The 24,771-nt window shown below is 49.8% G+C and carries 19 protein-coding genes and 1 pseudogene; 7 read left to right on the top strand and 13 right to left on the bottom strand.

Features of this window, described 5'->3' with window-relative positions; all coding sequences use genetic code 11:
- Nucleotides 1-135: 135 nt before the first annotated feature.
- The 8 genes and pseudogenes from K2G41_RS12350 to K2G41_RS12315 all read right to left on the bottom strand — a co-directional run bounded on the left by K2G41_RS12350 (nucleotide 136) and on the right by K2G41_RS12315 (nucleotide 12,794).
- Nucleotides 136-1,035 carry a WYL domain-containing protein gene (locus K2G41_RS12350; protein ID WP_300118736.1) on the bottom strand — a complete coding sequence of 300 codons (900 nt, stop codon included), beginning with the start codon at nucleotides 1,033-1,035 and terminating at the stop codon, nucleotides 136-138.
- An 85-nt stretch (nucleotides 1,036-1,120) separates the two neighbouring features.
- Entirely contained in the window at nucleotides 1,121-2,434 is a 1,314-nt protein-coding gene (locus K2G41_RS12345; protein WP_300118734.1) for a Na+/H+ antiporter NhaC family protein, read from the bottom strand.
- 245 nt (nucleotides 2,435-2,679) lie between these two features.
- Nucleotides 2,680-4,152: pseudogene (locus K2G41_RS12340) on the bottom strand (YifB family Mg chelatase-like AAA ATPase); the annotation flags it as partial.
- Nucleotides 4,153-4,211: 59 nt separating this feature from the next.
- On the bottom strand, nucleotides 4,212-7,910 hold the full coding sequence (gene metH, locus K2G41_RS12335) for a methionine synthase (protein WP_300118730.1): 3,699 nt from the start codon (nucleotides 7,908-7,910) through the stop codon (nucleotides 4,212-4,214).
- 29 nt (nucleotides 7,911-7,939) lie between these two features.
- Nucleotides 7,940-9,022 carry an SGNH/GDSL hydrolase family protein gene (locus K2G41_RS12330; protein WP_300118728.1) on the bottom strand — a complete coding sequence of 361 codons (1,083 nt, stop codon included), beginning with the start codon at nucleotides 9,020-9,022 and terminating at the stop codon, nucleotides 7,940-7,942.
- A 166-nt stretch (nucleotides 9,023-9,188) separates the two neighbouring features.
- Nucleotides 9,189-10,040: a hypothetical protein gene (locus tag K2G41_RS12325; protein ID WP_300118726.1), complete on the bottom strand. Its 852-nt coding sequence runs from the start codon at nucleotides 10,038-10,040 to the stop codon at nucleotides 9,189-9,191.
- 253 nt (nucleotides 10,041-10,293) lie between these two features.
- Nucleotides 10,294-11,382: an MG2 domain-containing protein gene (locus tag K2G41_RS12320; RefSeq protein ID WP_300118724.1), complete on the bottom strand. Its 1,089-nt coding sequence runs from the start codon at nucleotides 11,380-11,382 to the stop codon at nucleotides 10,294-10,296.
- Nucleotides 11,379-12,794, bottom strand: a complete 1,416-nt coding sequence (locus K2G41_RS12315; protein WP_300118722.1) for a hypothetical protein — start codon at nucleotides 12,792-12,794, stop codon at nucleotides 11,379-11,381. The genes K2G41_RS12320 and K2G41_RS12315 overlap by 4 nt, the downstream gene beginning before the upstream one ends.
- Nucleotides 12,795-13,129: 335 nt before the next feature.
- Here K2G41_RS12315 and rplS point away from each other — a divergent pair, with 335 nt between their 5' ends.
- Nucleotides 13,130-13,489 carry a 50S ribosomal protein L19 gene (gene rplS, locus K2G41_RS12310; protein ID WP_123613700.1) on the top strand — a complete coding sequence of 120 codons (360 nt, stop codon included), beginning with the start codon at nucleotides 13,130-13,132 and terminating at the stop codon, nucleotides 13,487-13,489.
- Nucleotides 13,490-13,714: 225 nt separating this feature from the next.
- Here the strand turns inward: rplS and K2G41_RS12305 are convergent, their stop codons facing one another.
- Complete coding sequence (locus K2G41_RS12305; RefSeq protein WP_300118720.1) at nucleotides 13,715-13,861, bottom strand: hypothetical protein; 147 nt, start codon at nucleotides 13,859-13,861, stop codon at nucleotides 13,715-13,717.
- Between the two features lie 179 nt (nucleotides 13,862-14,040).
- Here K2G41_RS12305 and hpt point away from each other — a divergent pair, with 179 nt between their 5' ends.
- From hpt to K2G41_RS12275, 6 genes are all read left to right on the top strand, one after another.
- Entirely contained in the window at nucleotides 14,041-14,592 is a 552-nt protein-coding gene (hpt, locus tag K2G41_RS12300; RefSeq protein WP_300118718.1) for a hypoxanthine phosphoribosyltransferase, read from the top strand.
- Between the two features lie 115 nt (nucleotides 14,593-14,707).
- Entirely contained in the window at nucleotides 14,708-15,295 is a 588-nt protein-coding gene (locus tag K2G41_RS12295) for an adenylate kinase (protein WP_300118716.1), read from the top strand.
- Between the two features lie 47 nt (nucleotides 15,296-15,342).
- Nucleotides 15,343-15,573 carry an exodeoxyribonuclease VII small subunit gene (gene xseB, locus K2G41_RS12290; protein WP_300118714.1) on the top strand — a complete coding sequence of 77 codons (231 nt, stop codon included), beginning with the start codon at nucleotides 15,343-15,345 and terminating at the stop codon, nucleotides 15,571-15,573.
- Nucleotides 15,574-15,726: 153 nt separating this feature from the next.
- Nucleotides 15,727-16,308 carry an outer membrane beta-barrel protein gene (locus tag K2G41_RS12285; RefSeq protein WP_300118712.1) on the top strand — a complete coding sequence of 194 codons (582 nt, stop codon included), beginning with the start codon at nucleotides 15,727-15,729 and terminating at the stop codon, nucleotides 16,306-16,308.
- Between the two features lie 133 nt (nucleotides 16,309-16,441).
- Entirely contained in the window at nucleotides 16,442-18,493 is a 2,052-nt protein-coding gene (locus K2G41_RS12280; protein ID WP_300118709.1) for a M13 family metallopeptidase, read from the top strand.
- Nucleotides 18,494-18,679: 186 nt separating this feature from the next.
- Nucleotides 18,680-19,687, top strand: coding sequence for an acyltransferase (locus K2G41_RS12275; RefSeq protein ID WP_300118707.1), 1,008 nt, complete (start codon nucleotides 18,680-18,682; stop codon nucleotides 19,685-19,687).
- Nucleotides 19,688-19,714: 27 nt separating this feature from the next.
- Here the strand turns inward: K2G41_RS12275 and K2G41_RS12270 are convergent, their stop codons facing one another.
- From K2G41_RS12270 to K2G41_RS12255, 4 genes are all read right to left on the bottom strand, one after another.
- A complete protein-coding gene (locus K2G41_RS12270; protein ID WP_300118705.1) occupies nucleotides 19,715-20,689 on the bottom strand; it encodes a type I phosphomannose isomerase catalytic subunit in 975 nt (324 codons plus the stop codon).
- A 74-nt stretch (nucleotides 20,690-20,763) separates the two neighbouring features.
- Nucleotides 20,764-21,288 carry a hypothetical protein gene (locus K2G41_RS12265; protein ID WP_300118703.1) on the bottom strand — a complete coding sequence of 175 codons (525 nt, stop codon included), beginning with the start codon at nucleotides 21,286-21,288 and terminating at the stop codon, nucleotides 20,764-20,766.
- 135 nt (nucleotides 21,289-21,423) lie between these two features.
- Nucleotides 21,424-23,877, bottom strand: a complete 2,454-nt coding sequence (locus K2G41_RS12260; protein WP_300118700.1) for a two-component regulator propeller domain-containing protein — start codon at nucleotides 23,875-23,877, stop codon at nucleotides 21,424-21,426.
- 68 nt (nucleotides 23,878-23,945) lie between these two features.
- A complete protein-coding gene (locus tag K2G41_RS12255) occupies nucleotides 23,946-24,530 on the bottom strand; it encodes a non-canonical purine NTP diphosphatase (RefSeq protein ID WP_300118697.1) in 585 nt (194 codons plus the stop codon).
- Between the last annotated feature and the right edge of the window lie 241 nt (nucleotides 24,531-24,771).

Raw genomic sequence — 24,771 nt, 5'->3', positions numbered from 1 at the left:
TGGGAAAGTAGATAACCGCCCCCTCTACGAGCCGGAGCTGAAATGCGAAATGCATATCAGCTCCGGCTTTTTTTATTGTACAAAAAAATGAATTGGACATTTATCCAATTCAAATATGTCTGTAGAAATACAGATTCATCCTTGTTCATACTGCTCAAGAGCTTTGCGCAGACCTTCTGTGACCATTGCGCGGAGTTCTGGAGGGGAGATGACCTTAACGTCAGCACCGAGCGACAGAAGCTCCTGAACGAAGTCCTGAGTAAGACGCAGATGATAATGGAAATCTGAAAAAGCGTCGTGGATCTCCTCGCGTTGCGAGTGGTGGAGCGGAAGCGCGCGGAGATATTTTGCCTGTCGGGCAGTTGCACGTATGACCACTGAATGAGGTTCGGCTTGAGTGAAGATGATTCCGAATGAATCACGCACGAATTTCTCGGCATCAAAAGTCGGATCGGGTACAAATGTATCACTCCCTATCGAAACGTCCTCCATGCGGTCGAGAGCGTATGTTTTGATAGCATTGTCGCGCGTATTGCGTCCGGTCACATACCAACGTTGACGGAATATCTTCAGGAAGTAAGGTTCGATGACTACATCCCGCGTTGGATTTACACGCGTGTATGGCCGGTAAGTAAAATGTAGCGGATGGTGTTCGCGCAGGGCAGATATGACCTGCGAGAGATACAGGCGTGCCGACGGTACATCCTCAAGGAAAATCGCATCCGACACATCCTTTACCGATGAGAGCACATTGCTCATGGCTGCTGAGTTGAGAAGCCAGTCGGTGACGCTTGCCTGATGAGAGTCCCCGGAATCGATGTAATACTCGTAGGTGGTTGGATTACACTCGATGTTGATATTGAAAAGCTCCTCGATGGCCGTGCGGTAGTTGTAGAACGTACGTCGCGGGAGGGGATCACCATCTGAATACGGTGATTGCATCCACAGCTCATTGAGTTTTTCACGTGTGATCGCGCCATACCGGCGTATGGTATCAATTAGCCAGATATATCGTGCAAGAAGATTACGGGACATTATAAACGGGTGTAAAAAGGAGTTTAAAAGTGGGGTCGCGTTTCAATACGTCAGCGTCCAGTTATGACATTTTCGTGTTTTCCTCTCAATTCAACCTTCGCGGGAAAAGAAAAACGATCGAAAGAATTATCATCCCTGCGAGAGCCCAAGGATAGTACAGATAGGGAAATGGCGCAGCCGGTGAAATACCGGCGAGCGATGTAGCCAGCAAAGTCTGGGCTCCGTAGGGAATGAGACACTGCACCACACAAGAAGCCGAATCGAGGATTGATGCACTCTTGCGAGGATCGATACCGTAACGCTCCGATATGTCACGTGATATTCCCCCGACGGTTATGATGGCTACCGTGTTGTTGGCCGTGCAGAGATTGACTATCCCTACGAGCAGGGCCAGTATCGCTTGTGCACCACGTCGTCCGGATATACGGGCTGTGAGTCCTTGGAGCAGAAACTGTATGCCACCGGCGGCCTTGATCAGTCCCAGCATACCGGCTGCAAGGAGTGTTATGATAATGAGGTCGCCCATGCCGTCGATACCAACCCCCGCGAACGAGGCCATATCCATAAGACTTACACCGTTGATCATACCCATCACAAGCGCGCTGAATATGCCTAATGAAAGTACGATGGTGACATTGATGCCGGCAATGGCTGTGGCAAGCACGACTATGTAAGGGATAATGAGAAAATAGTCACTCTCCTTGGCCAGCGATATCGCAGGAGTATCCTGACCCATGAAAATATAAGCACCGAGGGTGATAATGGCAGCCGGAAGAGCTATCCATAGGTTTGCTTTGAATTTGTCAGCCATATTGCACCCCTGCGAACGCGTGGCAGCGATTGTGGTGTCGGAGATAAACGAGAGATTGTCTCCGAAAAAAGCTCCTCCGAGCACCACCGCAACATAGAATGCTATGTTGGCATCGACCATTTGCGCAATCTCGATGGCAAGCGGTGTGAGAGCCACAACCGTACCGACAGATGTGCCTACGGACAAGGATATGAAACAGGCAGCGAAAAAGAGGGTAGGCACTACGAATTGAGGCGGAAAGAAGCGTAGCGTCAGATTGACAGTCGCGTCGATCGCACCGATTTCTTTGGCCACGCTTGCAAAAGCTCCTGCAAGAATGAACACCCATATCATATAGAGGATATTGAAGTGTCCTGCGGCACGTGAGAAGGTCTCTATGCGATCCATTAGCGGCCGGCTTCGGTAGATAGCGACCGCCCACATGGAGGCGACAACAAGAGCGACGGCAATAGGCATCTTATAGAAATCATCAAGGATGATCGAGACCGCTACATAGAGCAGCAGGAACACGATTATGGGCGACAGCGCGAGCCATCCCTGTCCAGAAGGAATACGCTGTTCGGTATCGATTGGAGATTTATACGACATTTTTCTGACGGGTAGTGGGATATTAAGTTGCGGTTGGAAATTCGGTAGATGCACGCGGGAGGGGGTCAGAACGGCATTTTATCGACTGTGCGTCCCCAGTTTCCACGGTCGAGGTTGCGATATGAGAGAGCCTCGTGGAGATGGTGGGGGAGTATAGGAGAGTTGACGGCCTCCTGCATTGCAGAGAGAGGCACTGCGGGAGTGGATGATTTACCGTCGGCAGAGGAAGGATAATTTTGTAAAAGCATTGTGGCCTGTTCGAGATCCGCGATAGTGCGTGCGACTTTAAGTATGCGGTCGTATGCACGTGCGCTCATGTCGAGACGCGTCATGGCTTCGCGCAATGTTTCAAGTCCCTCGCGGTCAATGGTTGCGTGGCTTCGTAGCAAGCGTGAGTTCATCTGGGCATTGCAGTGAATACCCCTTTCAGCCGCGAAGCGTAATGCTTGGATCTCGCGTGCGCGGACCACACGTGCCTTCATCACCTCGCTCTTCTCCCCTTCGCGGGCAGATGACAGTTCATCGAAAGCCACCGGATAGATTTCAACCTGAAGGTCTATGCGGTCAAGCAGAGGGCCGCTGATACGGTTGAGATACTTCTGCACAGCCGCCTGCGTACACATACATTCCTTGGTCGGATGATTGTAGTAACCGCAGGGACAAGGATTCATCGAAGCCACGAGCATGAAGCCGGCGGGATAATCAATGGTATATTTCGCACGGGCTATGGTGATACGGCGGTCCTCAAGAGGCTGGCGCATCACTTCGAGCACCTGACGTGAAAATTCCGGAAATTCATCGAGAAACAGCACTCCGTTGTGGGCGAGTGAGATCTCGCCCGGCGCAGGATTGGCACCGCCACCGACGAGGGCTACGGGTGAGATGGTGTGATGCGGTGCGCGATATGGACGTGTAGTCATCAGGCGCGAACCGCTGCGTAGTTTTCCGGCTACGGAATGGATCTTAGTAGTTTCAAGTGCTTCTGCAAGGGTAAGCGGCGGGAGGATGGTAGGCAGACGCTTGGCCATCATTGATTTGCCTGCGCCGGGAGGACCGACAAGCAGTATGTTGTGACCGCCGGCACATGCTACCTCAAAAGCCCGCTTCACAAGTTCCTGACCCTTCACCTCTGAAAAATCGCAATCAAACACTGCGGATGCACGTGCAAATTCCTCGCGTGTATTGACTATCACAGGGCTTGGGGCTATGCGTCCGCTCACGAAATCAATGACCTCGCGGAGAGTGGCCATGCCATACACCTCAAGATTGTTCACGACGGCAGCCTCCGTAGCATTGGCCACTGGGACAATCATCCCTTTGAATCCCATCTCGCGCGCCTTTATGGCCATCGGCAACGCACCCTTTATGGGGAGGATAGAGCCGTCAAGTGACAGTTCACCCATTATCATGAAGGAGTCAAGCGGGATTGAGGGGGTGATCTGCTCACATGCGGCGAGTATGCCCAAGGCTATCGGCAGGTCGTAGGCTGCTCCTTCCTTGCGGACATCGGCGGGTGAGAGATTGACCACAATCCTGCGGCGCGGCCATTTGTAGCCAGACTGGCTTATAGCGGATATGACGCGTTGATAACTCTCTTTGACGGCTGTATCGGCCATCCCGACGAGTGAGAACTGCACGCCGTTCTCCGCCACCGTCTCGATGGTGATGATCAGTGCATCGATGCCTTGAACGGCAGCTCCGTAGGTTTTGATCAACATAGTTTTGAGTATATGGTATGAGGTATATGGTATAGAGAGGGAGGATATGGAGTATTGTATCAGTTGTGGGCTAATAGTTTACGCACCTCCTCGTCCGTAAGTCCGCGGCGTGAGGCGTAGTCGGCTACTTGATCATCACCAACAGATCCGACCATGAAGTATGTGGCTTCCGGATGGGCTATGTAAAGACCGCAGACTGTCGCTGACGGCTCCATAGCTCCGTTTTCGGTGAGACCGATGCCTATTTCCTCGAATTTCAGGAGCGGGGCAATGGTATGGGTGAGTTTCTGATCTGGCAGTGATGGATAGCCGATGGCAGGTCTGATACCACTGAAATGTCCGGCAAACATTTCGTGTGGCGTGAGATCCTCACCAGTAGCATAGCCCCACAGTTCGCGCCGTACTTTGGCATGAAGATATTCCGAGCCGGCTTCTGCCAGACGATGTGCCAGACTTTGGACGAGAAGCGACCGGTAGGAATCCCCCTCGGCCTCAAAGCGTCCGCGCAACGCCGATAGGTCGATCGTCACGGTGAACGCTCCGATATAGTCGTTGTCGGTGGCCAGATAGTCGGCCAAAGCGCGGGTCGGAGCATCGGGGGCCGGTGTCTGCGAGCGCAGGGTCGGTATGCGCACTTCCCCATCCTTATTTCCGGGAAGAGTTATCACTATGTCATCACCATCGGCATGAGCCTCGTTAAGACTCACGGCTGCTTTACAGGAGTAGTTTTCCTTACAGAGTTCGCTCAGAAGAGCCTTGGCATCGTCATAGAGACGAAGCACTTCGCGTCCTTTAGCCGGATCGGCGGGTGTATGGCGTTCGATCCATTCCTGACGGCAGGCCGGGCAATCACCAAGAATGGTCACGGATGAGAAGTTGCCCGGAATCTTCCATGCGTTGAAGAAGAAACGCCAGTTGATGTAAGGCAGCAGTTCTCTGACAGGAATTTCGAGCACACTGCGCCCCTCGACGGCAGGTCGGACAGGCGTATGTGGTGATAGGGAAGACCGGATTGAACGTTTCCGTGCTTCTGCGAGTGGTATTTTGGGAAGCGAACGGCTGTGTTCGCGTTCACGCAGAGCGGCATATTCCTCTTTCAAGGCTGCTATATAGCTGTCGCGTGTCGCCGGGTTGAGCAGTCGGGCTGCAATCAGTGGATTTTGCGAAGCATCCGGAACATGGATGACGGGTGAGGAATAGCGGGGAGATATCTTCACGGCGGTATGTATGCGCGAGGTTGTCGCACCCCCGATCATTACCGGTATGTCGAGATCGTTCTTACCCATAAGCTCCACCACATGACCCATTTCTTCAAGCGAGGGGGTTATGAGGCCCGAAAGACATACGAAATCGGGCTTTTCGGCGATTGCCGTGCTCACGATCTTTTCGGCCGGTACCATTACACCGAGGTCTATCACCTCGTAGTTGTTACAGGCAAGTACTATTGAGACAATGTTCTTACCGATGTCGTGCACATCTCCTTTGACGGTTGCGAAGATCACCTTTCCCGCTTTTGTCGTTTCCCGCGAGTTGCGTCGGGCTTCAATAGCAGGAGTGAGGAAACCCACGGCTCGTTTCATCGTGCGTGCGGTTTTCACCACCTGCGGCAGGAACATCTTGCCTTCGCCGAAGAGCTGTCCCACACGGTTCATTCCCTCCATCAGAGGACCATCGATTATACCGACCGGATCAGAATATTTCTCAAGAGCTTCCGTCAGGTCAGCCTCAAGATGATCATGGATACCGCGCACAAGTGCGTAGGTAAGACGTTCCTCCACCGGGAGATGACGCCATTCTTCCTCGCGTGTTGTGACTGCTCCGTGGTTGACGGTGGCCGCCTCTTTTTCGCGCAGCATCTGCTGAGCATGTTCGATGAGTTCTTCCGCAGCCTCTTCACGGCGGCAGAGCACCACGTCTTCCAGCAGCGACCGCAGGGCAGGGTCGATATCCTCGTATGTCACGGATGAGGATGGATTGACGATCGCCATATCCATTCCTGCTTCTATGGCATGGTAGAGGAACACGGCATGCATGGCTTCGCGCAGATAATTGTTTCCGCGAAATGAGAAGGAGAGATTGCTGACACCGCCGCTTACCTTCGCGCCGGGTAGATTTTCCTTGATCCAACGGACAGCACGGATGAAATCAAGCCCATAGCGGTCATGTTCCTTCATTCCGGTGGCTATAGCGAGGATATTGGGGTCGAATATAATATCTTCAGGATTGAATCCGAGTCGGTCGGTCAACAGTCGGTAAGCGCGCGTGCAGACTTCAATCTTACGCTCGAATGTATCGGCCTGACCATCTTCATCGAAGGCCATCACCACCACGGCTGCCCCAAGCTCCATAATGCGCCGGGCACGGGAGAGGAACATCTCCTCACCCTCCTTCAGGGATATGGAATTGACTATCGGTTTGCCTTGGACACATTTGAGGGCGGCTTCGATGACATCCCATTTCGATGAGTCGATCATCACGGGGACACGCGCTATGTCAGGCTCGGAAGAAATGAGGTTGAGGAAGCCACAGATCTCTTTGCGTGCATCCATCATTCCGTCATCCATGTTTATGTCGATGATCTGCGCGCCATCCTCAACTTGCCGCCGGGCTATGGTGAGAGCCTCGTCCATATTTCCCTCTTTAATTAGACGGAGGAATTTACGTGAACCGGCCACGTTGCAGCGTTCGCCCACGTTCACGAAAAGCGATTCGGGCAGTATCTCCAGCGGTTCGAGTCCGGAAAGACGGAGGGCGGGAGTGACGGCAGGGACAGCACGCGGTTTGAACCTGCGTGCTTCAGCCGAGAGCGCGGCTATATGTTCGGGAGTCGTGCCGCAGCAGCCGCCTGCGATATTGAGAAGTCCTTGTGAGAAATACTCGCGCAGATGTATGGCCATTGTCTCCGGAGTCTCATCATATTCGCCCATTGCGTTGGGGAGACCCGCATTCGGATGACAGCTGACGGGATAGGGGGCCATACGTGAGAGCTCCGCGACATGAGGGAGCATGTCGGCCGCTCCAAACGAGCAGTTGATGCCTACGGTCGCTATGTCCGCATGACCGATTGAGGCGAGGAATGCTTTGAGTGTCTGACCTGAGAATGTCCGTCCGTCAGGCCCTGATATGGTCACAGACACCATAATCGGACAGTCGCGTCCGGCCTCTCTGATGGCGTGACGTGCGGCATCAAGTCCGGCTTTGAGGTTCAGGGTATCGAAAACTGTTTCGAAAAGCAGCAGATCCACTCCACCATCGATCAATGCGGCCACCTGTTCGTGGTAGGCGGCATAGAGATCATCGTAAGTAACGGCGCGGAGTGCGGGATCGCTGACATCGGGACTCATCGAAGCAGTCTTGTTGGTCGGGCCGATTGATCCGGCTACTAATATGGGCCGACCGAGTTCGGCTGTGCGCAGGTCTGCCAGATCGCGGAGCAGACGTGCAGCCTCGCAGTTGATTTCCGGGACGAGGCTCTCCATTGCGTAGTCAGCCATTGAAATGGCGTTGGCATTGAACGTGTCTGTCGAGATTATGTCAGCTCCGGCATCTATGTAGCGCGATGCTATTTCTATGATCACATCGGGACGCGTCAGGACAAGCAGATCGTTGTTACCGCGAAGGTCACACTTCCAGTCGGCGAAACGCTTGCCACGGAAGTCAGCTTCGGTAAGTCCATAGGACTGTATCATTGTGCCTGTCGCACCGTCGAGGATAAGGATGCGTTCGGTGAGCAGTTTATTAAAATCGTTGTTGTCCACTGAGTATGAGTACTGTATGTAATATTGATTCAATCAATTATCGTGCGCAGATAGGCCGTCAGCTCTTCACCGTTTCTGGCAGCCTGTGCCGCCGATGGGTGATGATCCGCACCGTAACCGAGTTCGCCTGTCTGCTCCGAGAGGTCGAAACGGTAATAGTGGTCATCGGTTTCGGCCAGACGGTCGAGCACTTCTGTCACATCTTTGAGGGCCTCTCCGTGGAGCATCGGACCGGTGAGCATTACGATCTTGGCCTGCGGCTGGAGGGTGCGGAGATGGACAAGGAATTTCTTATATGCAAGCTCGAAGGCTTCTATGTCGTAGTTGCCGAGCGACGTGTCGTTAGTGCCGAGATTTATGCAGATGATATCGGGACGGAACGACAGATGATTCCAGTAATGTGCGGGATTGTAGATGAGAGTACGGTCATATTCACCCGGCATGCGCTCATCGGGAGTTCCCTCACGAGGGCCGTTGTAGCTGCGGTACATTCCGATACCGGAGCGCGCCACGACGTTGAAGTCGGCATCAAGCGCACGGGCCGTCAGATAGGCATAGCTCAGGGTGTGGTTCTGATTGTCGTAGCTGTAGCGGACACTTCCGTTGTCGGCCTCCGTCCCGTAACCGCAGGTGATGGAGTTGCCGATGAACTCGATCCGGAGTTCAGGACGTTCGGGAGCGGGGAGGAGGGCGGCGTTGTCACCACCGATTATGAATCCGTGAAATTCGGGATGCTTCTCCCAGCCCTCGATGGCGTAAGCCACGCGCAGGGAGTGAGGGCCTTCCGACAGCGAATCGGCCAGCAGGATCACCGAATCGGAAGGGGTGAAATTGATTTTGAACGGTGCGAGTGAGTCTATCTCGACCATGAACTGTCCGCTTCCGGGCGAGGCACACATTTCGATTGATGATCCCTCGAAGTTAAGCATGGCCGTCGTACCGGGATAGGTGAAGGTCGGGGGCAGTGAGTCGGAAAACAGGATGCGCCCCATGTAGAGGATATCGGGATTGTCAGGGGCGACACGCAAGCCACGATTATCGGAACACGATACGGCAAGCACACATAGGGCTGTCACGAGTCCCGAAATTTTAAATTTATGAAAAGTACCCATTGAAGATGCGTGATTGGGGAGGTTTTCCACAAAATTAAGCGTTTTTATCGTGACGGCAAAAAGGGAAGTGAATTTAATATTTTTATAAAATGTTAAATTAAGATTGAAAGAATGAAATCCATAATCTCTAATTACCTTATTATGCGTTATTTAGTAGTAAGATGAGCTAATAACGTATAGTTTTTGTTTCCCAGATGGATGGGCTAATTCTAATACCCTCTTTTAAAGCCTCGGCTCTGAGCCGTTTCATATCGAATTGAATACGGACATATTCTTGTGCCATTGTAGAATATGATGAAGAATGATTCCAGTTTGAAACGTCACTAATACGATCACCTCGATTATTAATTTTTATGGTAATAGAGTTATAAATTGATTCAGCATTTCGTTCAAATGAACGATACATTTCCATATAACTGGATGAATCATAGGATGGAGAATCGTATTTGGAAGTGGTGGAATTAGAACCATTGGCAAATCCATTTGTTGCAAATCCGTCTGATGTTACCGAGGTATAATATCCAGTAGTCTTATCCAAAGTTTGTATAATTGTTATAGATCCTTTACCATTACAAGAGCTGCATGTTCCTAGTCCCAAACAATAACAAATCTCTCCATTAGAAAAGGGGATAAAACCTTTACCATGACACATAAAGCATTTTCCTGTTCCTGCACATTTAAAACATCTGATCGTTTTCTCATTGAATATTATGTTATCATTCTTGGTTGTAGATTCTATGCTTTTACGTGTGTTAGTGAGAGGTGGGGTATCAGCAGTAGTATTTTCATCGTTATAAGACTGATAGACCCTCTCCCAAAATTCAACGTTATTCTTACCTGATTCAACACTATCTTTATATGCCCAAAGTTTGTATGAAATATCCAAGATTTTTTGCTTATCCGGATTCTCTTGTAAAATAAGTAGGTTATATTCTTTTTCAAGTTGATGATGTGTTATTGAAAAATTCATACACTTCTTTTGAGCGTTAAGATACATTTTAGCGGAAAACGCTTTCATGAAGGATTTTGAAAAATATCCGGCATTAATTGTGGGTACGCATACCATTACCAAAAGAATTAGAATAATTCTCCGAATGCCACAATAAGATTTTGAGCTCATTTTGGAAGAAAATTAATATGAAAAAAATGATAAGTTATAGAAAGGGCTTCAAGAATATTATTGTATAATTAATACCTTATGTGAATTTTCGTTAACATAAGTATAACGCTTATATGTGTGAAAAGGGGTATGAAATCACATCAAAATTCAATTATTTACTTTTGGCTACGGTAGCTTTCATGTCAACGAGATCTGTATCCCTGACGAATATAAGGCGTTCGGCGAGAGGCTGATTGGACGAGCGGTCGATAAGTGCGATATTTATCACTCCCGGTTTAAGGCTGTGCGATGATATCCTTATCGGGGAGAGGTCTGTCAGCTCCTTGGCCAGCAGGTTTCCTGAACCGGCGACTACCAGTGCCAGTCGGTTAATGTCGATGGAGGGGGTGACGCATGGCTGTATGAGCACAGTCCCCATGCGCTGGTTCACTGATAGGGTGGCCCCATGTGTCTGTGGTTCTGGAAGTTTCGTGCGGCATGAAAGACCATCGGCTGTCGAGGCTTCCAGCCAAAGCTCCTCACTCGCGTCGGCAGTAACCCACAGATAACCCATGCCGAGGTGCTGTGACGCGGATTCGCTTATCACGTCGCCTGCGGCATTTAGCAGCCATACCCTTACGTCTATCCCTCGGCCATCGTCGGCTATGGCCTTGTAGGCGATGCGCTGCGGGAGTCCGGCGAGGAGGTTACCCCCTTCGGGCATCACATCAAGAGCGATCGAGTTGACTACGCGTGATCTAACGACGGGTTGCGCTATGCCCTCGTCCGGATTCACGACGTTCACCGATTTTTTGAAGAATAGGTCCTGCTCAAAGTTCTGCATCCAGCGCGTATAGGCTGCCAAGGTGTATGAGCCGCTTTTCATGCGTGGGGAGAGCGGCATCGCGTTGGCGAATATTCCTGCGCTGTCGGCTTTGATCTTTATGCGGGTCACCAGTGTGTCGGCGGTATTGTCGATCAGTTCGAGATAGGCGAACTTGGATCTGTCGCTTAATTTATTGGAGGCTGCATCGACAACGAAGATGCGGAACCAGATGCTGTCGCCGGCGGCATAGTCGCCTCTGTCCGTGTGGACATAGATCTTTTCCTGAGGTACTTTGGCATAGTAGTCCAAGAAAGCGGCCGTCAGGCTGTCGGCCGACAGTGGCTCGCTTGCTGAGGCAGTAGCCGCGGAAAGGGCTGCTACTGCCAGACTCAGCAGTATGGCCTTCATCATGGCAATCATTGCTGGTCGGATCATGGGAGCTGAACGTTTTTGGTGATGTCGATGATTTTACCGTCGGGTGTAATACCTTGGACAGTGAGATTGAGGCTCTTGAGCGAGGTCGGATTATAGATGTCGATCTGAGTGGGGCTTTCAGAGTCGAGGCGCAGGGCCGGATTCCAGTAGAGGGTGGCGCGGTAATCGGGTGTCGCGGGGGATTGATCGTCGGGAGCGGGATATTTAGGAACGTAGAATTGGACTGGGGGACGGTAGCCGAGAGGGGTGATGTTGGTCCATGACGGTTGGGGAGTCCTTCCGCCCTCGTTGCCATATTTTGTCGTGATGAGCAGGAGACCGCTATGAAGCACTTCCATAGCGTAGGAGGCAACACTGGAGTCGCCGCGTTTGAAATATTCGATTGAATTTATATTTTGGGGGTTCAGGGTGAACACCTCGCTCTGCTCACAGCGGAAGCCGTCGATAAAGACGGGGGTTGGAATGAACGTGTTCATCACATATTCGCCGAATCGCGGTTCGGGGAGAGCTCCGCCGTAACTCTGGGAGTGGCGGAGAGGTACGGTGAGGCTGCGCAGCATGGATTCCATGGTCGGAAACCGGCTGATCTTCTCATCGCCCTCCTGATAGCCCCGGAAGGGTTCAGCTTTACTACGGTTGGTCCACTTCCCGTTTTTGCGGGCGGTGACGCTTACTTCGTCAAGCGTCTGGGTATCAAGTAGTGACACAGCACGCGGTTGCTTGCGGGTGAAATCGGCGAATGTCTGCACCCGGCTGCTATCCTGATCGCTGTGACCCTCAAAGTCTTTCAGGGCTGACACTCTCGGTAGCCGTGGATCGTCAATATGAATCGATGTTGTCCTCACTCCTCCGCTCTTGGTCTGCGCTTCGAGGGTGAACGGTGTCCCATCGACGAAGTCAAGGGAAATGTTGAAGCGGCTGCTGTCGCCGAGTTCGATTTCGGCCATTTCGAGTGTAGTGGGCAGGAACAAGGCTACTTTCATCCCTTTGGGGTGCTTGTTGAATGAGTGCTCGACATGACCGCTGATGTTCTGGAACTGCTCGATCGGAAATTCGAACTTCGGCAAAGCCCCGGATGTAATGTCGGCACTCTCATATCTGCGCCAGCCCTGCGTCATCATGAGGAGATCGAGATCGCTGTCAGTCTGTGCGTCAGGATTATCAAAATAATAACGTGGATTTTCGATATATCCCTTTAATTCGGAGTTAAGGAGTATTTCGCTGCCGATTGACGTAGCGGTTTCAGGTGGCAACGAACCGTCGGAGACGGAAAATGAGAGGATCGTGCCGGTCACATCGAGAGAATCTGAAGACTCGACGACAATGCGGTGTCCTCCATTCAGATTAAGATGTATCGCTCCACGGATAGACAGACTTAAGACTAATGCTATGATTGTAAAGTAAAATTTCATGGTTGAGTATTAACTTATAGCATTCTTGCAACTAATTTTATTGATTTTTTGCAAAGTTAATTAAAAATATCGAAATTCATGATGTGTGAACCGAAATATTTAGGGATTGAAAAGGGGATTGGAGAAAAATAAATATATGCCCGATTGCAGGGGCTGTGCTCCCCGGAAATATTGATCTGCGGTCAACCAAATTTCCCATGCGAAAAAATTTTGTCAAAGTTTTGGATTTCACTTGATTTTGCGTACCTTTGCAGCCGATTTCGTAATCTCTGGCAGGACATGCAGCCTGCGAATATTGCGATTAGTGTTAACATTTTTAATATTCGAATAGAAAAATGGACTTAATTAAAGTTGCTGAGGAAGCTTTTGCAACAGGCAAGCAGCATCCCGACTTCCAGCCCGGTGACACTATCACAGTTGCTTACCGTATCAAGGAAGGTAACAAAGAGCGTATCCAGCAGTATCGTGGTGTGGTAATCCGCATCTCAGGTGACGGCGACAAGCGTCGTTTCACTGTACGCAAAATTTCTGACAACATCGGCGTAGAGCGTATCTTCCCCATTGAGTCACCCTTCATCGACTCAATCACCATCAACAAGTATGGTAAGGTACGTCGCGCAAAACTTTACTACCTCCGCGGTCTTACAGGCAAGAAGGCCCGTATCAAGGAGCGTCGCGTAGTGAAGAAGGCGTAAAGATATTGAATACCCGCCCGTCCGGGCGTCCCCCAACTCCATCGCCCGGACACAAAAAGAGCCATCAGCCCTATCACCGTGAGGTGAGTAAGCTCGGATGGCTCTTTTAATTTTTTTCGGAGAAATGTCTCATCCTGACGGATGGGTCTCCGGAGTGTGTTTTTTTATTTATGTATGGCTGTAAGAAATTCTCTAAAAAGGAAAGGGGGGTATAGCTACGGCTGATCAGCAGAAAGGTGTGATTAACGCTGCTACGTCTGTGTCACCGAAGAAATCCGCGATGGTGAGCCACACGATGAGGAGTATGATAAGGACTACCGCTCCGATGGCAACCCAAAGTGAAGTGCCTGATTTGCTTTTTCTATCTCTCATAATAATAGTTGTTTTGATGATTGACGTTGAAATCTGATTTTGTAATTATTAACAACGTCAGTGGCTGAAAAGTTGAGACGGAAGCTGAAAATTATGTTCATTTTGAACGTAAGGATTAAAAATCGTGGGATTATCGGGAATTTTGCGTAACTTTGCGCGAAATTTTTTTGTTCGTAACCATGAAACGTAAATGCTATCAGGGGATGAATTTCCGCCCCTTCATTTCGAATACACAGATCTCGGAACGGATATCCGGTATTGCAGACTCGATTACGTCGGAATATGCCGGCCGTAATCCGTTGTTTGTGTGTGTGCTCAACGGTGCTGCTCCCTTTGCGGTCGATCTGTTCCGTGCATGTGAGGATATCGATGCCGAGCTTACATTCATACGGCTGAAGAGTTACGAAGGGACCGGTTCCACCGGTGTCGTGAAAGAGGTGATGGGTCTGGGTGAGAATCTGGAAGGACGTGACATCATACTTGTAGAGGACATCATAGATACCGGAAACACTATGGTGAAGCTTCTCGCGGATCTTGAGGCGAAGAAACCGGCTTCGATACGCATAGCCACTCTTCTTTTCAAGCCTGATGCGCTGCAGCATCCTGAACTGAAGCCTGATTACGTCGGTTTTGAGATCCCGAAAAAATTTATCATCGGTTATGGACTCGACATCGACGGTCTGGCCCGCAACCTGAACGATATATATATCCTCGATGAGGAACAATCATAAATTACGGTATAAGAATCAAACACAGTGACGTCAGAATCATGAGTGGCGGGATGTAGGATTACAGGCCCGACATCTGCATGGTCAATCAAACAAAAGGTATTAATTAAGGAAAAGAATGTTTAATCTTGTAATTTTCGGTGCTCCCGGAAGCGGTAAGGGCACCCAAAGCCAAAAACTTATCGACCGTTATGGTTTCACGCATATCTCGACAGGAGATGTGCTCCGCTCGCAGATCGCCGCAGGAACAGAACTCGGCAAAATAGCTGACAGCTACATATCCAAAGGCCAGCTCATCCCTGATGACCTGATGGTCGATATCCTCGCACAGGAAGTGGATCGTCTGCGTCCGCAGTCCAACGGTTTCATCTTCGACGGTTTTCCCCGCACAATTCCTCAGGCCGAGGCTCTGAAGAAGATGCTCGAACAGCGCGGTGAGGAGGTTCACTCAGTGATCGGTCTTGAAGTGGCCGATGAGGAGCTTATGGAACGCCTCGTGAAGCGCGGTGTCGATAGCGGACGTTCGGACGATAACCCAGAAACTATCGGACGCCGCCTGAAAGTGTATCACGACACCACCTCGCCTTTGCGTGAATACTATTCAAACGAAGGAAAATATACCCCCATCCACGGATCAGGTCATGTGGATGAGATCTTCACCAACATAGTCAACGCTATCGAAAGCCACCCGGCTCTCAAAGCCTGATGCGGGGGTTGGACTGTTAAGTAATTTAATTCCGTAACATACTCTCCATGACTGAATTCAAACCTATCAATGAGCTCACTTACGCGCAAAGCGTGAGTGAGCTTGAAAATATTCTGAGGATGATGCAGAGCGACAACTGCGACATCGACCATCTCACGGCCTATACCCGTCGTGCCACGGAGCTTCTCAAGGCATGCCGTTCGCGCCTCACCACCACCGAGGAGGAACTGCGCGACATTCTCGCTACCCTCACTGCTGAATCAGGAGGTAATGCCTGAGATTGGTTTTATTGAAGAAGATGCTTCTTTGTCGGATAATCAAAAATTGATAATATATTCCGGATTGAGCACAGCAGCATATAGCACTGCCTATTGGGCGGAGAAGACCAGAGTGCAATGAACAGGCTAAAGTATATTTTATTCCTATTGCCATTGGCTTTCTTTGCACAGGCAGAGACACCTCAGACAAGTACTGTTCCGACAGTAGATTGGGCTGTCATGGGTGCGTTTGACATAAATATGCCTATGGGAGTTGCCAAATATGGCAATGATCTGAAACTGGACTACGGTGGAGGTATCGGAGCTGCCGTACGCATCAATCTGCATCAGGGCTGGGTGCTTGAGCCTTCTGTCCTGTTCAGTTATGACGACAAGCGGATTGCGACGGGTGATGATGGGGATGATATGTCCATTTGGCATATGTCGGTGTCGATGCCGTTACTTGCAGGATATCGTTTTGATCTCACCGACAATATGGGCCTGACTCCTGTAGGCGGGGCTGAGTTTTCATGTTGTTTCAGCAATCATATTGATCATAAGAGCTATTCCGGCGACAGGTTCAGTTCGCCCCGCCGCTTCAATGTTTCCTTGGGAATCGGAGCCGGGATCATCTATGATGAACTTGAGGTCGATATCGTAGGTTTCTTCGGCCTTATACCCGTTTTCAAAGGCGGAAAGGAGAATATGAATGACTATAAGGTGCGGGTGATGGCGAAATACTATTTCAAAATGTAAGTAAGGGCGAGGGGTAGGCGTGTTTTTAGCGGGTGTTCATGCCGGAAGTCCCGACACTTTTGCGTAACTTTGCACTCGCTTTATATGCAGGTGAATAATAGACACAAACTTTACAAATCATATCACTTTTAACATGAAATTACTTCCAATCGCAGCAGTTGCCATGACACTGACAGTTGCCGTTACCGGATGTAAGCAGAACAAGACCGAGCATCTCGCCAGTCTTAACGTGGCTTACATGGACACTACCGTCGCTCCGGGTTCTGATTTCTACACCCATGTGAACAAGGGCTGGATGGAGGCTCACCCCCTCACTGCCGAACATGCCCGCTACGGACAGTTTAACATCCTCAACGATTCATCCGAGGAGCGTGTCCGCAGTCTTATCCAGAATCTCGGTGCTTCCGATCCTAAAGAGGGCACGGTGGCTCACAAGGTATGGACCGTCTATTCGCAGGCAATGGATACCGCACGCCGTAACGCCGAAGGTGCGCAGCCTATCCTCGCTGACCTGAAGAAAATCGAGGAGACTCCCCACGAAGGTATGGAGGATCTCTTCCTCTGGATGCACGGCAATTATGCAAGCCCCTTCTTCGGTGCAGGTCCTATGGAGGATCTCTCCAACTCTACCGTTTATGCGATGTACGTGTCAGGCGGCGGCATGGGTCTCGGTGACCGTGACTACTATCTGCTCAACGACGAGCGCAACACCACCGTCCGCAACGCCTACAAGAAGCTGATTGCTGATCAGATGAAGAATGCCGGCTATTCGGAGTCCGACGCACAGCGCATCGTGAGCAATGTCATGAAGATCGAGACAGCTCTCGCTGATTCAGCCTTTACTCGTGAGGAGAGCCGCGACATCCCCCGCATGTACAATCCCCGCACATTCGCCCAGCTCAAGGAGATGTATCCCGCCGTCAACTGGGATCGCTTCTTCATCGAGACTATGGGTATCGAGTCGCCCGACACCGTCATCGTGACCGAGCTCAAGAGCGTAGCACAGGCCGACAAGCTCATGGCTTCGCTTTCGGATCGCGAGATCAAGGACTACTATCTCTGGAAATACGTGAGTCAGGCTTCATCGAAGCTCAGCGATAACTTCACCAACGCCAACTTCGAGTTCTCCAAGGTGATGAGCGGTGTTCAGGAACTCCGTCCGCTCTGGAAGCGTGCGCTTGACGCAACCGAAGGTGCTCTCGGTGAGGCTGTCGGCGAGCTCTATGTCGAGAAATATTTCCCTGCAAGCTCGAAGGAGTACATGCTCGGTCTCGTGGAGAATCTCCGCACCGCTCTCGGCAAGCATATCGAAAACCTCGACTGGATGAGCGACTCTACCAAGATGCGCGCACAGGAGAAACTTGCCGCCTTCACTGTAAAGATCGGCTATCCCGACAAGTGGAAGGACTACTCTTCAATGGAGATCGATCCCAAGCTCAGCTATTACGAGAATATGCACAACGTGAACATGTGGCATCAGAAGGATACTTATTCTAAGTGGGGCAAGCCCGTGGATCGTACCGAATGGGGTATGACTCCTCAGACTGTCAATGCTTACTACAATCCTCTGGCAAACGAGATCGTGTTCCCTGCAGCTATCCTTCAGGCTCCCTTCTTTGATCCGAATGCTTCCGACGCAGAGAACTACGGTGGTATCGGTGTCGTGATCGGTCATGAAATGACTCACGGATTTGACGATCAGGGCCGTAACTTCGACGCCAACGGTAACATGACCAACTGGTGGACCGATGCTGACGCCAAAGCTTTCGAGGAAAAGACAAAGGGTCTGATCGCACAGTTCGACGAGGTCGAGGTGCTCCCCGGCGTTCATGCTAACGGCCAATACACTCTCGGCGAGAATATCGCTGACCAAGGTGGTCTGCGCGTGGCTATGACTGCATTCCTTGACGCTCAGCAGAAGAAGGGTGTTGATGTGAAGTCACCCGAAGCCATGATCGACGGTTTTACCCCCGAACAGGTGTTCTACATGAACTACGCTAATCTCTGGGCAAACAATATCCGTGACGAGGAGATCCGCTCACTCACTACCGGCGACGTCCACTCGCTCGGCCGCAACCGTGTGAATGTCACTCTCCGTAACATCGCTCCCTTCTTTGAGGCATTCAACATCACCGAAGGTCAGCCCATGTTCCGCCCCGAATCAGAGCGCATCGTGATCTGGTAATCGTAACTATTTGACAAACACTAAGTCAACGTGCAAAAAAGTAACAGCCCTCAAGCTTATTGAAGGCTGTTACTTTTTATACTTACATTCTATTAAGATTAGATTAATTAAATTTGCTGATAACACACGAGGTTTCATAATATGTTGACGTCCCAAAAGATTATAAGAGGAGGGTATTACCCAAACATGGATCTGATGCGCTATGTGTTAGCATTTGGTGTTTTTATAGCACATTATAATGAACTTGCGGGACACTCTGTTTGGTATTTTATTTCATCGTTTGATTGCGTGGGGGCTTTTTTCGCACTTAGTGGTTTCCTTGTCTATGGCTCTTATGAGAAAAGTAAAAGCTTTAGAAAATACTGTGCGGATAGGGCACGACGAATTTTACCACCATATTTTTTTATTGTAATTCTGTGTGCTTTAGGGTTGGCGTTTGCGAGTACCTTACCCCTGAGTAAATATTTCAGCGTACTTGGCTTTTGGCAATATTTAGGAGCTAATATCAGTTTCCTTAATTGGTTGCATCCTGATTTGCCGGGGGTATTTGTCGGGGATGAATACGTGTTGCCAGCTGTGAATGGATCATTGTGGACAATGAAGGTTGAGTGGAGTCTGTATCTATCGGTTCCAATTGTAATATGGGTAATCAATCGGTTCGGATTGAATAGGCAGAAAACAGTAATGGTTATTATAGTCTCTTCTGTATTATATCGTTGGATATTGATTTCGCTATATGACCATACAGGCATCGGGTTACTTGAAATTCTTTCGAGACAATTTTGCGGACAATTAGCGTATTTTTATACAGGAGTACTTATTTATTTCTACAAATATGAATTTCAAGCACATCTTGTTAAAATGTTCTTGATAGGCTTACTCTTGTTTGTTTCTGTAGGTTATATCCCGTATGGAAATATTTTTATATCACCGGTTGCGGTAAGTATCTTAGTATTGGCCGTGTCGCTGATAAAAAGCACGCCAGACATATTGCGGCATAGACATAATGTATCCTATGAGATGTATCTCTTTCATTTCCCGCTTATTCAACTATTGATTTTTACAGGGATAAACGGATTACCAACATATATTTCATTTGCGGTAGTGGTTATGTCCACGATTATTCTGTCGGTTATCTGTCATTTTACAATATGCCTACCTTTCCTTCGGAGGAAATCCCAGCGGTATAATTAGAGTATCAGCAGTGTCTTCTATAACTGTTTATGCTTGGACCGAAAGGATATTCGCTTCACCGGTTGCTGTTATATGTCGCAGGGTGGCAGGGAATAGGAGGGTTTCACCGCGGACGATGTGTATGCTCTGTGAGTCGTCGGGATTATTCTCTTTTGTAGAGCAAGTGAGCAGTGCCTGTCCGTCAAGGCACATTACAATGGTGAATGACTCCCGCGTACGGGGAAGCCGTATCACTTCTTTCCCGACATTGTGTTGAGTGACGACGAAATATGGACAATCAGCAAGCAAGGAGCCTTTAGGTTGTAATTTATGGATCTGATTAACGGTGTAATCGATGGCGTCACGCGCCTCTTCAGTGTGGAGCTGGCGCGTGTTTCCATCCTTATCAAGACGGCCGTAGTCGTATATGCGGTATGTGATGTCGCTTGTCTGCTGAATTTCAGCGAGAAGATTACCTGCGCCGATTGTGTGGATGCAACCGGCCGGTAGAAAGTAGGTATCACCTGCAATAGAGTTATATGAATTGATGACATCCATTATGCTGTGATCAGCCACACGACGTTCGTACTCATCTGGAGTGATAGGTTTTTTTAGGCCTATATGTATCTTTGTATTCGGTTTGGTATCAATTATATACCACATTTCCGTCTTACCGTAGCAGCTATGACGCTTCATCGCAAGAATATCGTCCGGATGCACCTGAACGGACAGATCGTCACGGGCATCAATGATTTTTATGAGGAGTGGAAAGTTTTCGCCGAAACGCTCATAAATATCCTGCCCGACAAGTTCCGGACCGAACTCACGGATTAATTCTGTTATGGTTTTTCCTTTATAAGGTCCTCGATCAACCACGGAGATGTGCCCGGGAATAGCGGAGATTTCCCAGCTTTCGCCGATGGAGGTTATGTCGGTATCAATACCTTTGAAAAGAGCAATACGTTCCCCTCCCCACACCACTGATTTGAGGTAAGGAGCGAAATGTAGTACTTGAGTCAGCATAGCAAATGATTGGTAAAATTACAGAAACGTGGATATTGAATATGACGGTTTGAGGCTATAACCTCCCCCGGTCATCACAACATCCGTAATGCATCGAGGAGTTCGAGGACATCGAGGCGGGAAAGGGTGCGGCGTTGCTGGAGAGTAGTAGCGAAGTCGTGAGCCACGGACTGCACTCCGCGATGGCTGAAGACACGGTTGAGATATGAAATGTTCTTATTGAACAGACGGTCAATCTCGTCATCTTCAAGGGAGCATGATTCATGTCCCTCTTCAACGGCAAGATCGTGGAGGAAATCGTGGAATTCCTGCGGTAAAGCCTGCTGACGGTTGACGATATGGCGGCAAAGAAGATTGCCCATGAGCATGCCGAGACCGATATTATAGTTCTTGAGGATCTGATTCCATGCGGTTTTTGCAGATACGCCTGGATTACCTGCGAAGTAGAAGTCGGGTGACATTGCAACCATATCGTTCGGGTCACCGTCGAGAGTTATGGATGCGAGCATATCCTCGCCGTCAAATACCATCAGGCCGATAGCCATGCCGGTAGCACCATAACTGCGGTCAGTTTCGTCTGTGTATTTAAGAGTTTTCATATTTTAGTAAAAAACGTCTGTATTTTTAGAATGTTGCTCTCCCCGGCATTCCAGAGTCAGGAAGCGGGGACAGCACTTATTAGATCTGATGAGCTTTTCAAGACATACTTTAGATTCAACCATACTCCGGCTGGTTTAGTTCACCACGAGGATCTTAGCCACTACATCTCCTTGCGATGAGGTGTCGTCCGACGTCGAGGCGAGGACATAATAGATGCCACTCCTTACACGTGAGCCGTTGAGGTCACATCCATCCCATGTGGCCATGCCTGCATCGGATTTGGTCTGATATACAAGGTGCATACCGGCATCCATGATCTTGATGAGGGAGGATTCCATGAGGCCGCGTATGGTGATGAGGCCGGTATAGTCCGGGGTGACGGGATTGGGATAAGCTATCACATCGGAATAATCCGGTTTCGCGGGAGAGGCTGACGATGAGTATTCATATAGTCCGCTGAGCGTGGCGATGAACACCGAATTGGAGTTTGGATCAACGAATATGTCAGAGATACAATTGGTGGCGAGAGGAGAGTTGGACGTGTTGAAGTTGGCAAGAATCTCATCACCGTTGGGACTTACGAGATAGAGACCGGATTCGGCCGTTCCGATCCATTTACGGTCGGCCGCATCGACAGCTATCGCGTAGATCGTCTCTGTTTCGAGCAGATAGTCGGCAAGGTTAGTGCCATCGTTGCGTGGGACTTTCAGGCGATTTATGCGGAAGTCGGAGGAAAAGACATTTGCTGGCGACGTGATTTCCATTATGCCGCTTGTCGTTCCGACCCACACCCGGCCACGGCTGTCCTCTGCGAAACAAGTAAGATAGTCAGGTGTGAAGGTTTTACCGTCCTGATCATAGAGGACGGATAGTTGCACATGACTGTCGTCCGAAGGGTCGGTTATGGAGCTTCCATAGTGCAGAACTGTAAGACCGTGACGGTACTGGGAATCAAAAAGGAAGATTATCGGGAGCTTGCGACAGAGATGAAAAGTCAGATCCCTCTCCTTTATATTGTTTCCGAAATCAAGAGTCACCCAGTCCTCACGTGTCACTGTCGTTGGATCTTTACGGCGTTTGTCAGCGGGTAGGACTACAAGGGGCGATTTTGATGCATCGTTAGTATAGACTCCCGCAAGCAGATTGCCTTTTGAATCAATGGTACCGGAACATACGCTGTAGGACCAGTTAGACATGTAGGTAATAGGCGAATTTTCACTATTGAATTTACAAATTTGTTGACCATCTTTTATTACATATATCCCTTCACCTCCGGATCCAACGTAAAACAAAGAGTGGTCATCGGGATCTTCGATGAAGAAGGTCGGAGAAAAGGCATGATCACCAAGGTTCTTGCAAAGGTCATTAGAAGCCCATGAATCAATAGTAAAGCCTTTGTTGGCCGGAATATCAGTGATACTGCCGTTTTCATAACGGTTTCCAGTAAAGATGGTTGTATAGCCTTCGTCGGCACCGCCGGCCTTGTTTTTGCGGAGTCCGCGGTTCGACAGGAGGAAGCCGCGATTATCGGAAAGGGGCGAGAGCATGGCCACATCGGAGAATGTCGTGGCATCAGCTGGACGGTACTTGTCGCGCAACACCGTGAGCGTGCCCTCCGGGCTCAGGCTGTAATGGCCGAGCCCTTTCTCATCGGCAGCCCACAGCGATTCCGTTCCGGAAAGAGTCGCTATGGCATTGCCCTGCAGTGGTTCAGGCAGTGAGGCCGCAACGGTCATGCCTGAGGGTGGAGAGACATGGTAGAGGGCGTTGGGCCTTAAGAACCACGCTCCGTCATCTGCTGCCGAAAGGCTCGTAGCGTCGGTGATATCAGTAGTCGTGATATCCACGCGTCTGGTTACGTCGGAGATTGTCAGGTGGTATATTCGTTTTGATGTGGAGCGGATGGTGAAGTGATATTGCTTATTCTCAGCATCGACACCTGTCCTTACCATATCGGCCGGCTGATACGGCACAGCCCCTATGCGGGTGAACTTTTCGATATTGTTGTGTCGGCCGTTCTTAGGTGCGCAGTAAATATTGTAGGTCCACTCTCCGGGCCATGCGATAATGATGATATTATCGCCGGTGAGATCGACCACAAGGAGTTCGTCGGGGTACATGCCTGACTCCTTGACCTCGAAATTGGTGTCGTCGTAGATCACGAGTCCGAATGTAGTAGCTACATATATGAGACCGTCGTCAAATTTGACATCGTTTATGGTTTTGGTCTTGCTTACGTTAGCATCGCGTATATCGGGAAGGGATATACGCTCGCCATCGTCCGGAATCACGTCCATATTTCCGTCCTCATAGACCACGACGAGATAGCCTTTGTCGAAATTGTAATATATGTCCTTGACACAGTCGCCGCTAAGGTCTGTGCCGGGATAGTAGGCGCGTGACTCGTCGTTGACCTTATCGTAGGAATGGAGAGCACCGGCAGTGGCCACATATACGAACTGCGGTGTCTCGATTATACGGTCGGTTTTTCCGAAAGCCAGATAATTTTTCCAGCTACCGGTAGCAAGCTGCGCGGAGAGAGCGAACGGGATTAAAACGAGGATAAGAAGTGTCAGTTTTCGTAGCATTGCGTGGATTTTTGACTGGTTTTGGAGAGTTACTTCATGGATTTGGGGACGGATGCGTGCTCGCGCGGTTAAGCTTCAAGAAGATAGTCCATTAGCTTGGCCGTAGCGCGTCCGCGGTGACTGATGGCATTCTTGGTATCCGGGGTCATTTCGGCGAAGCTTACTGTGCTTTCGACGGGTTTGAACACGGGGTCATATCCGAAGCCTGCCGATCCGTGTGCTTCGTTGAGGATCTCACCTTCCACCTTGCCTTCAAATGTCAGCTCACGGCCATTGAGGATGAGGGCGATGACGGTGACGAAACGGGCACTTCGCGCGGTAATTCCTTCAAGATTTTTCAGAAGCAGAGCCATGTTTGCGGCACTGTCGTGACCCGGACCGGCATAGCGCGCCGAATACACTCCGGGTGCGCCGTCGAGCGCATCGACCATAAGGCCCGTATCATCGGCGAAACAGTCATAGCCGTAATGCTCCTTCACGTAGCGGGCCTTCATGAGTGCGTTTCCTTCAAGCGTATCGGCCGTCTCAGGAATATCCTCTTCACAGCCAATCTCTTTTAATGAAAGTATGCGGAACTTTCCACCGACTATCCGGCGGATTTCTTCAAGTTTATGTTGATTGTTTGTGGCAAATACTATAGTCTTGTCTTGCATATCGTCATAGCATATTAATTATTAACGTATTCGGTAATTTAATATTGCTTTTGCACAGGATAATTTTGCGGGTTTATGGTGTCCGGATGGGCTATCCTGACCTCGGACAGACGGTTATAACACACTCCTGACGCGCTCAGGCAGGGGTGTCGGCACAGGAGTGTGGTTTGCATTTGTAAATACATGGATGTGTTGTGAATCAGCTTATTGCATAGATTTTGATAATTTAATAAAAAAAGTG

It is taken from the genome of Duncaniella sp., assembly GCF_029056165.1.
Taxonomy (GTDB): domain Bacteria; phylum Bacteroidota; class Bacteroidia; order Bacteroidales; family Muribaculaceae; genus Duncaniella.
Note: the sequence above shows the minus strand (reverse complement) of the source record. Positions and strands in the feature narration are given on the sequence as shown.

Bases quoted from the DNA above. Each gene is read 5' to 3' on its own strand.
- K2G41_RS12330 (WP_300118728.1), bottom strand. From the start codon at position 9,022: ATGGGTACTTTTCATAAATTTAAAATTTCGGGACTCGTGACAGCCCTA.
- hpt (WP_300118718.1), top strand. From the start codon at position 14,041: ATGAAACGTAAATGCTATCAGGGGATGAATTTCCGCCCCTTCATTTCG.
- K2G41_RS12265 (WP_300118703.1), bottom strand. From the start codon at position 21,288: ATGAAAACTCTTAAATACACAGACGAAACTGACCGCAGTTATGGTGCT.
- rplS (WP_123613700.1), top strand. From the start codon at position 13,130: ATGGACTTAATTAAAGTTGCTGAGGAAGCTTTTGCAACAGGCAAGCAG.
- K2G41_RS12320 (WP_300118724.1), bottom strand. From the start codon at position 11,382: ATGATCCGACCAGCAATGATTGCCATGATGAAGGCCATACTGCTGAGT.
- K2G41_RS12325 (WP_300118726.1), bottom strand. From the start codon at position 10,040: ATGAAAGCGTTTTCCGCTAAAATGTATCTTAACGCTCAAAAGAAGTGT.
- K2G41_RS12315 (WP_300118722.1), bottom strand. From the start codon at position 12,794: ATGAAATTTTACTTTACAATCATAGCATTAGTCTTAAGTCTGTCTATC.
- K2G41_RS12280 (WP_300118709.1), top strand. From the start codon at position 16,442: ATGAAATTACTTCCAATCGCAGCAGTTGCCATGACACTGACAGTTGCC.
- K2G41_RS12345 (WP_300118734.1), bottom strand. From the start codon at position 2,434: ATGTCGTATAAATCTCCAATCGATACCGAACAGCGTATTCCTTCTGGA.
- K2G41_RS12270 (WP_300118705.1), bottom strand. From the start codon at position 20,689: ATGCTGACTCAAGTACTACATTTCGCTCCTTACCTCAAATCAGTGGTG.
- K2G41_RS12295 (WP_300118716.1), top strand. From the start codon at position 14,708: ATGTTTAATCTTGTAATTTTCGGTGCTCCCGGAAGCGGTAAGGGCACC.
- K2G41_RS12275 (WP_300118707.1), top strand. From the start codon at position 18,680: ATGGATCTGATGCGCTATGTGTTAGCATTTGGTGTTTTTATAGCACAT.
- xseB (WP_300118714.1), top strand. From the start codon at position 15,343: ATGACTGAATTCAAACCTATCAATGAGCTCACTTACGCGCAAAGCGTG.
- K2G41_RS12305 (WP_300118720.1), bottom strand. From the start codon at position 13,861: ATGAGAGATAGAAAAAGCAAATCAGGCACTTCACTTTGGGTTGCCATC.
- K2G41_RS12350 (WP_300118736.1), bottom strand. From the start codon at position 1,035: ATGTCCCGTAATCTTCTTGCACGATATATCTGGCTAATTGATACCATA.
- K2G41_RS12255 (WP_300118697.1), bottom strand. From the start codon at position 24,530: ATGCAAGACAAGACTATAGTATTTGCCACAAACAATCAACATAAACTT.
- K2G41_RS12260 (WP_300118700.1), bottom strand. From the start codon at position 23,877: ATGCTACGAAAACTGACACTTCTTATCCTCGTTTTAATCCCGTTCGCT.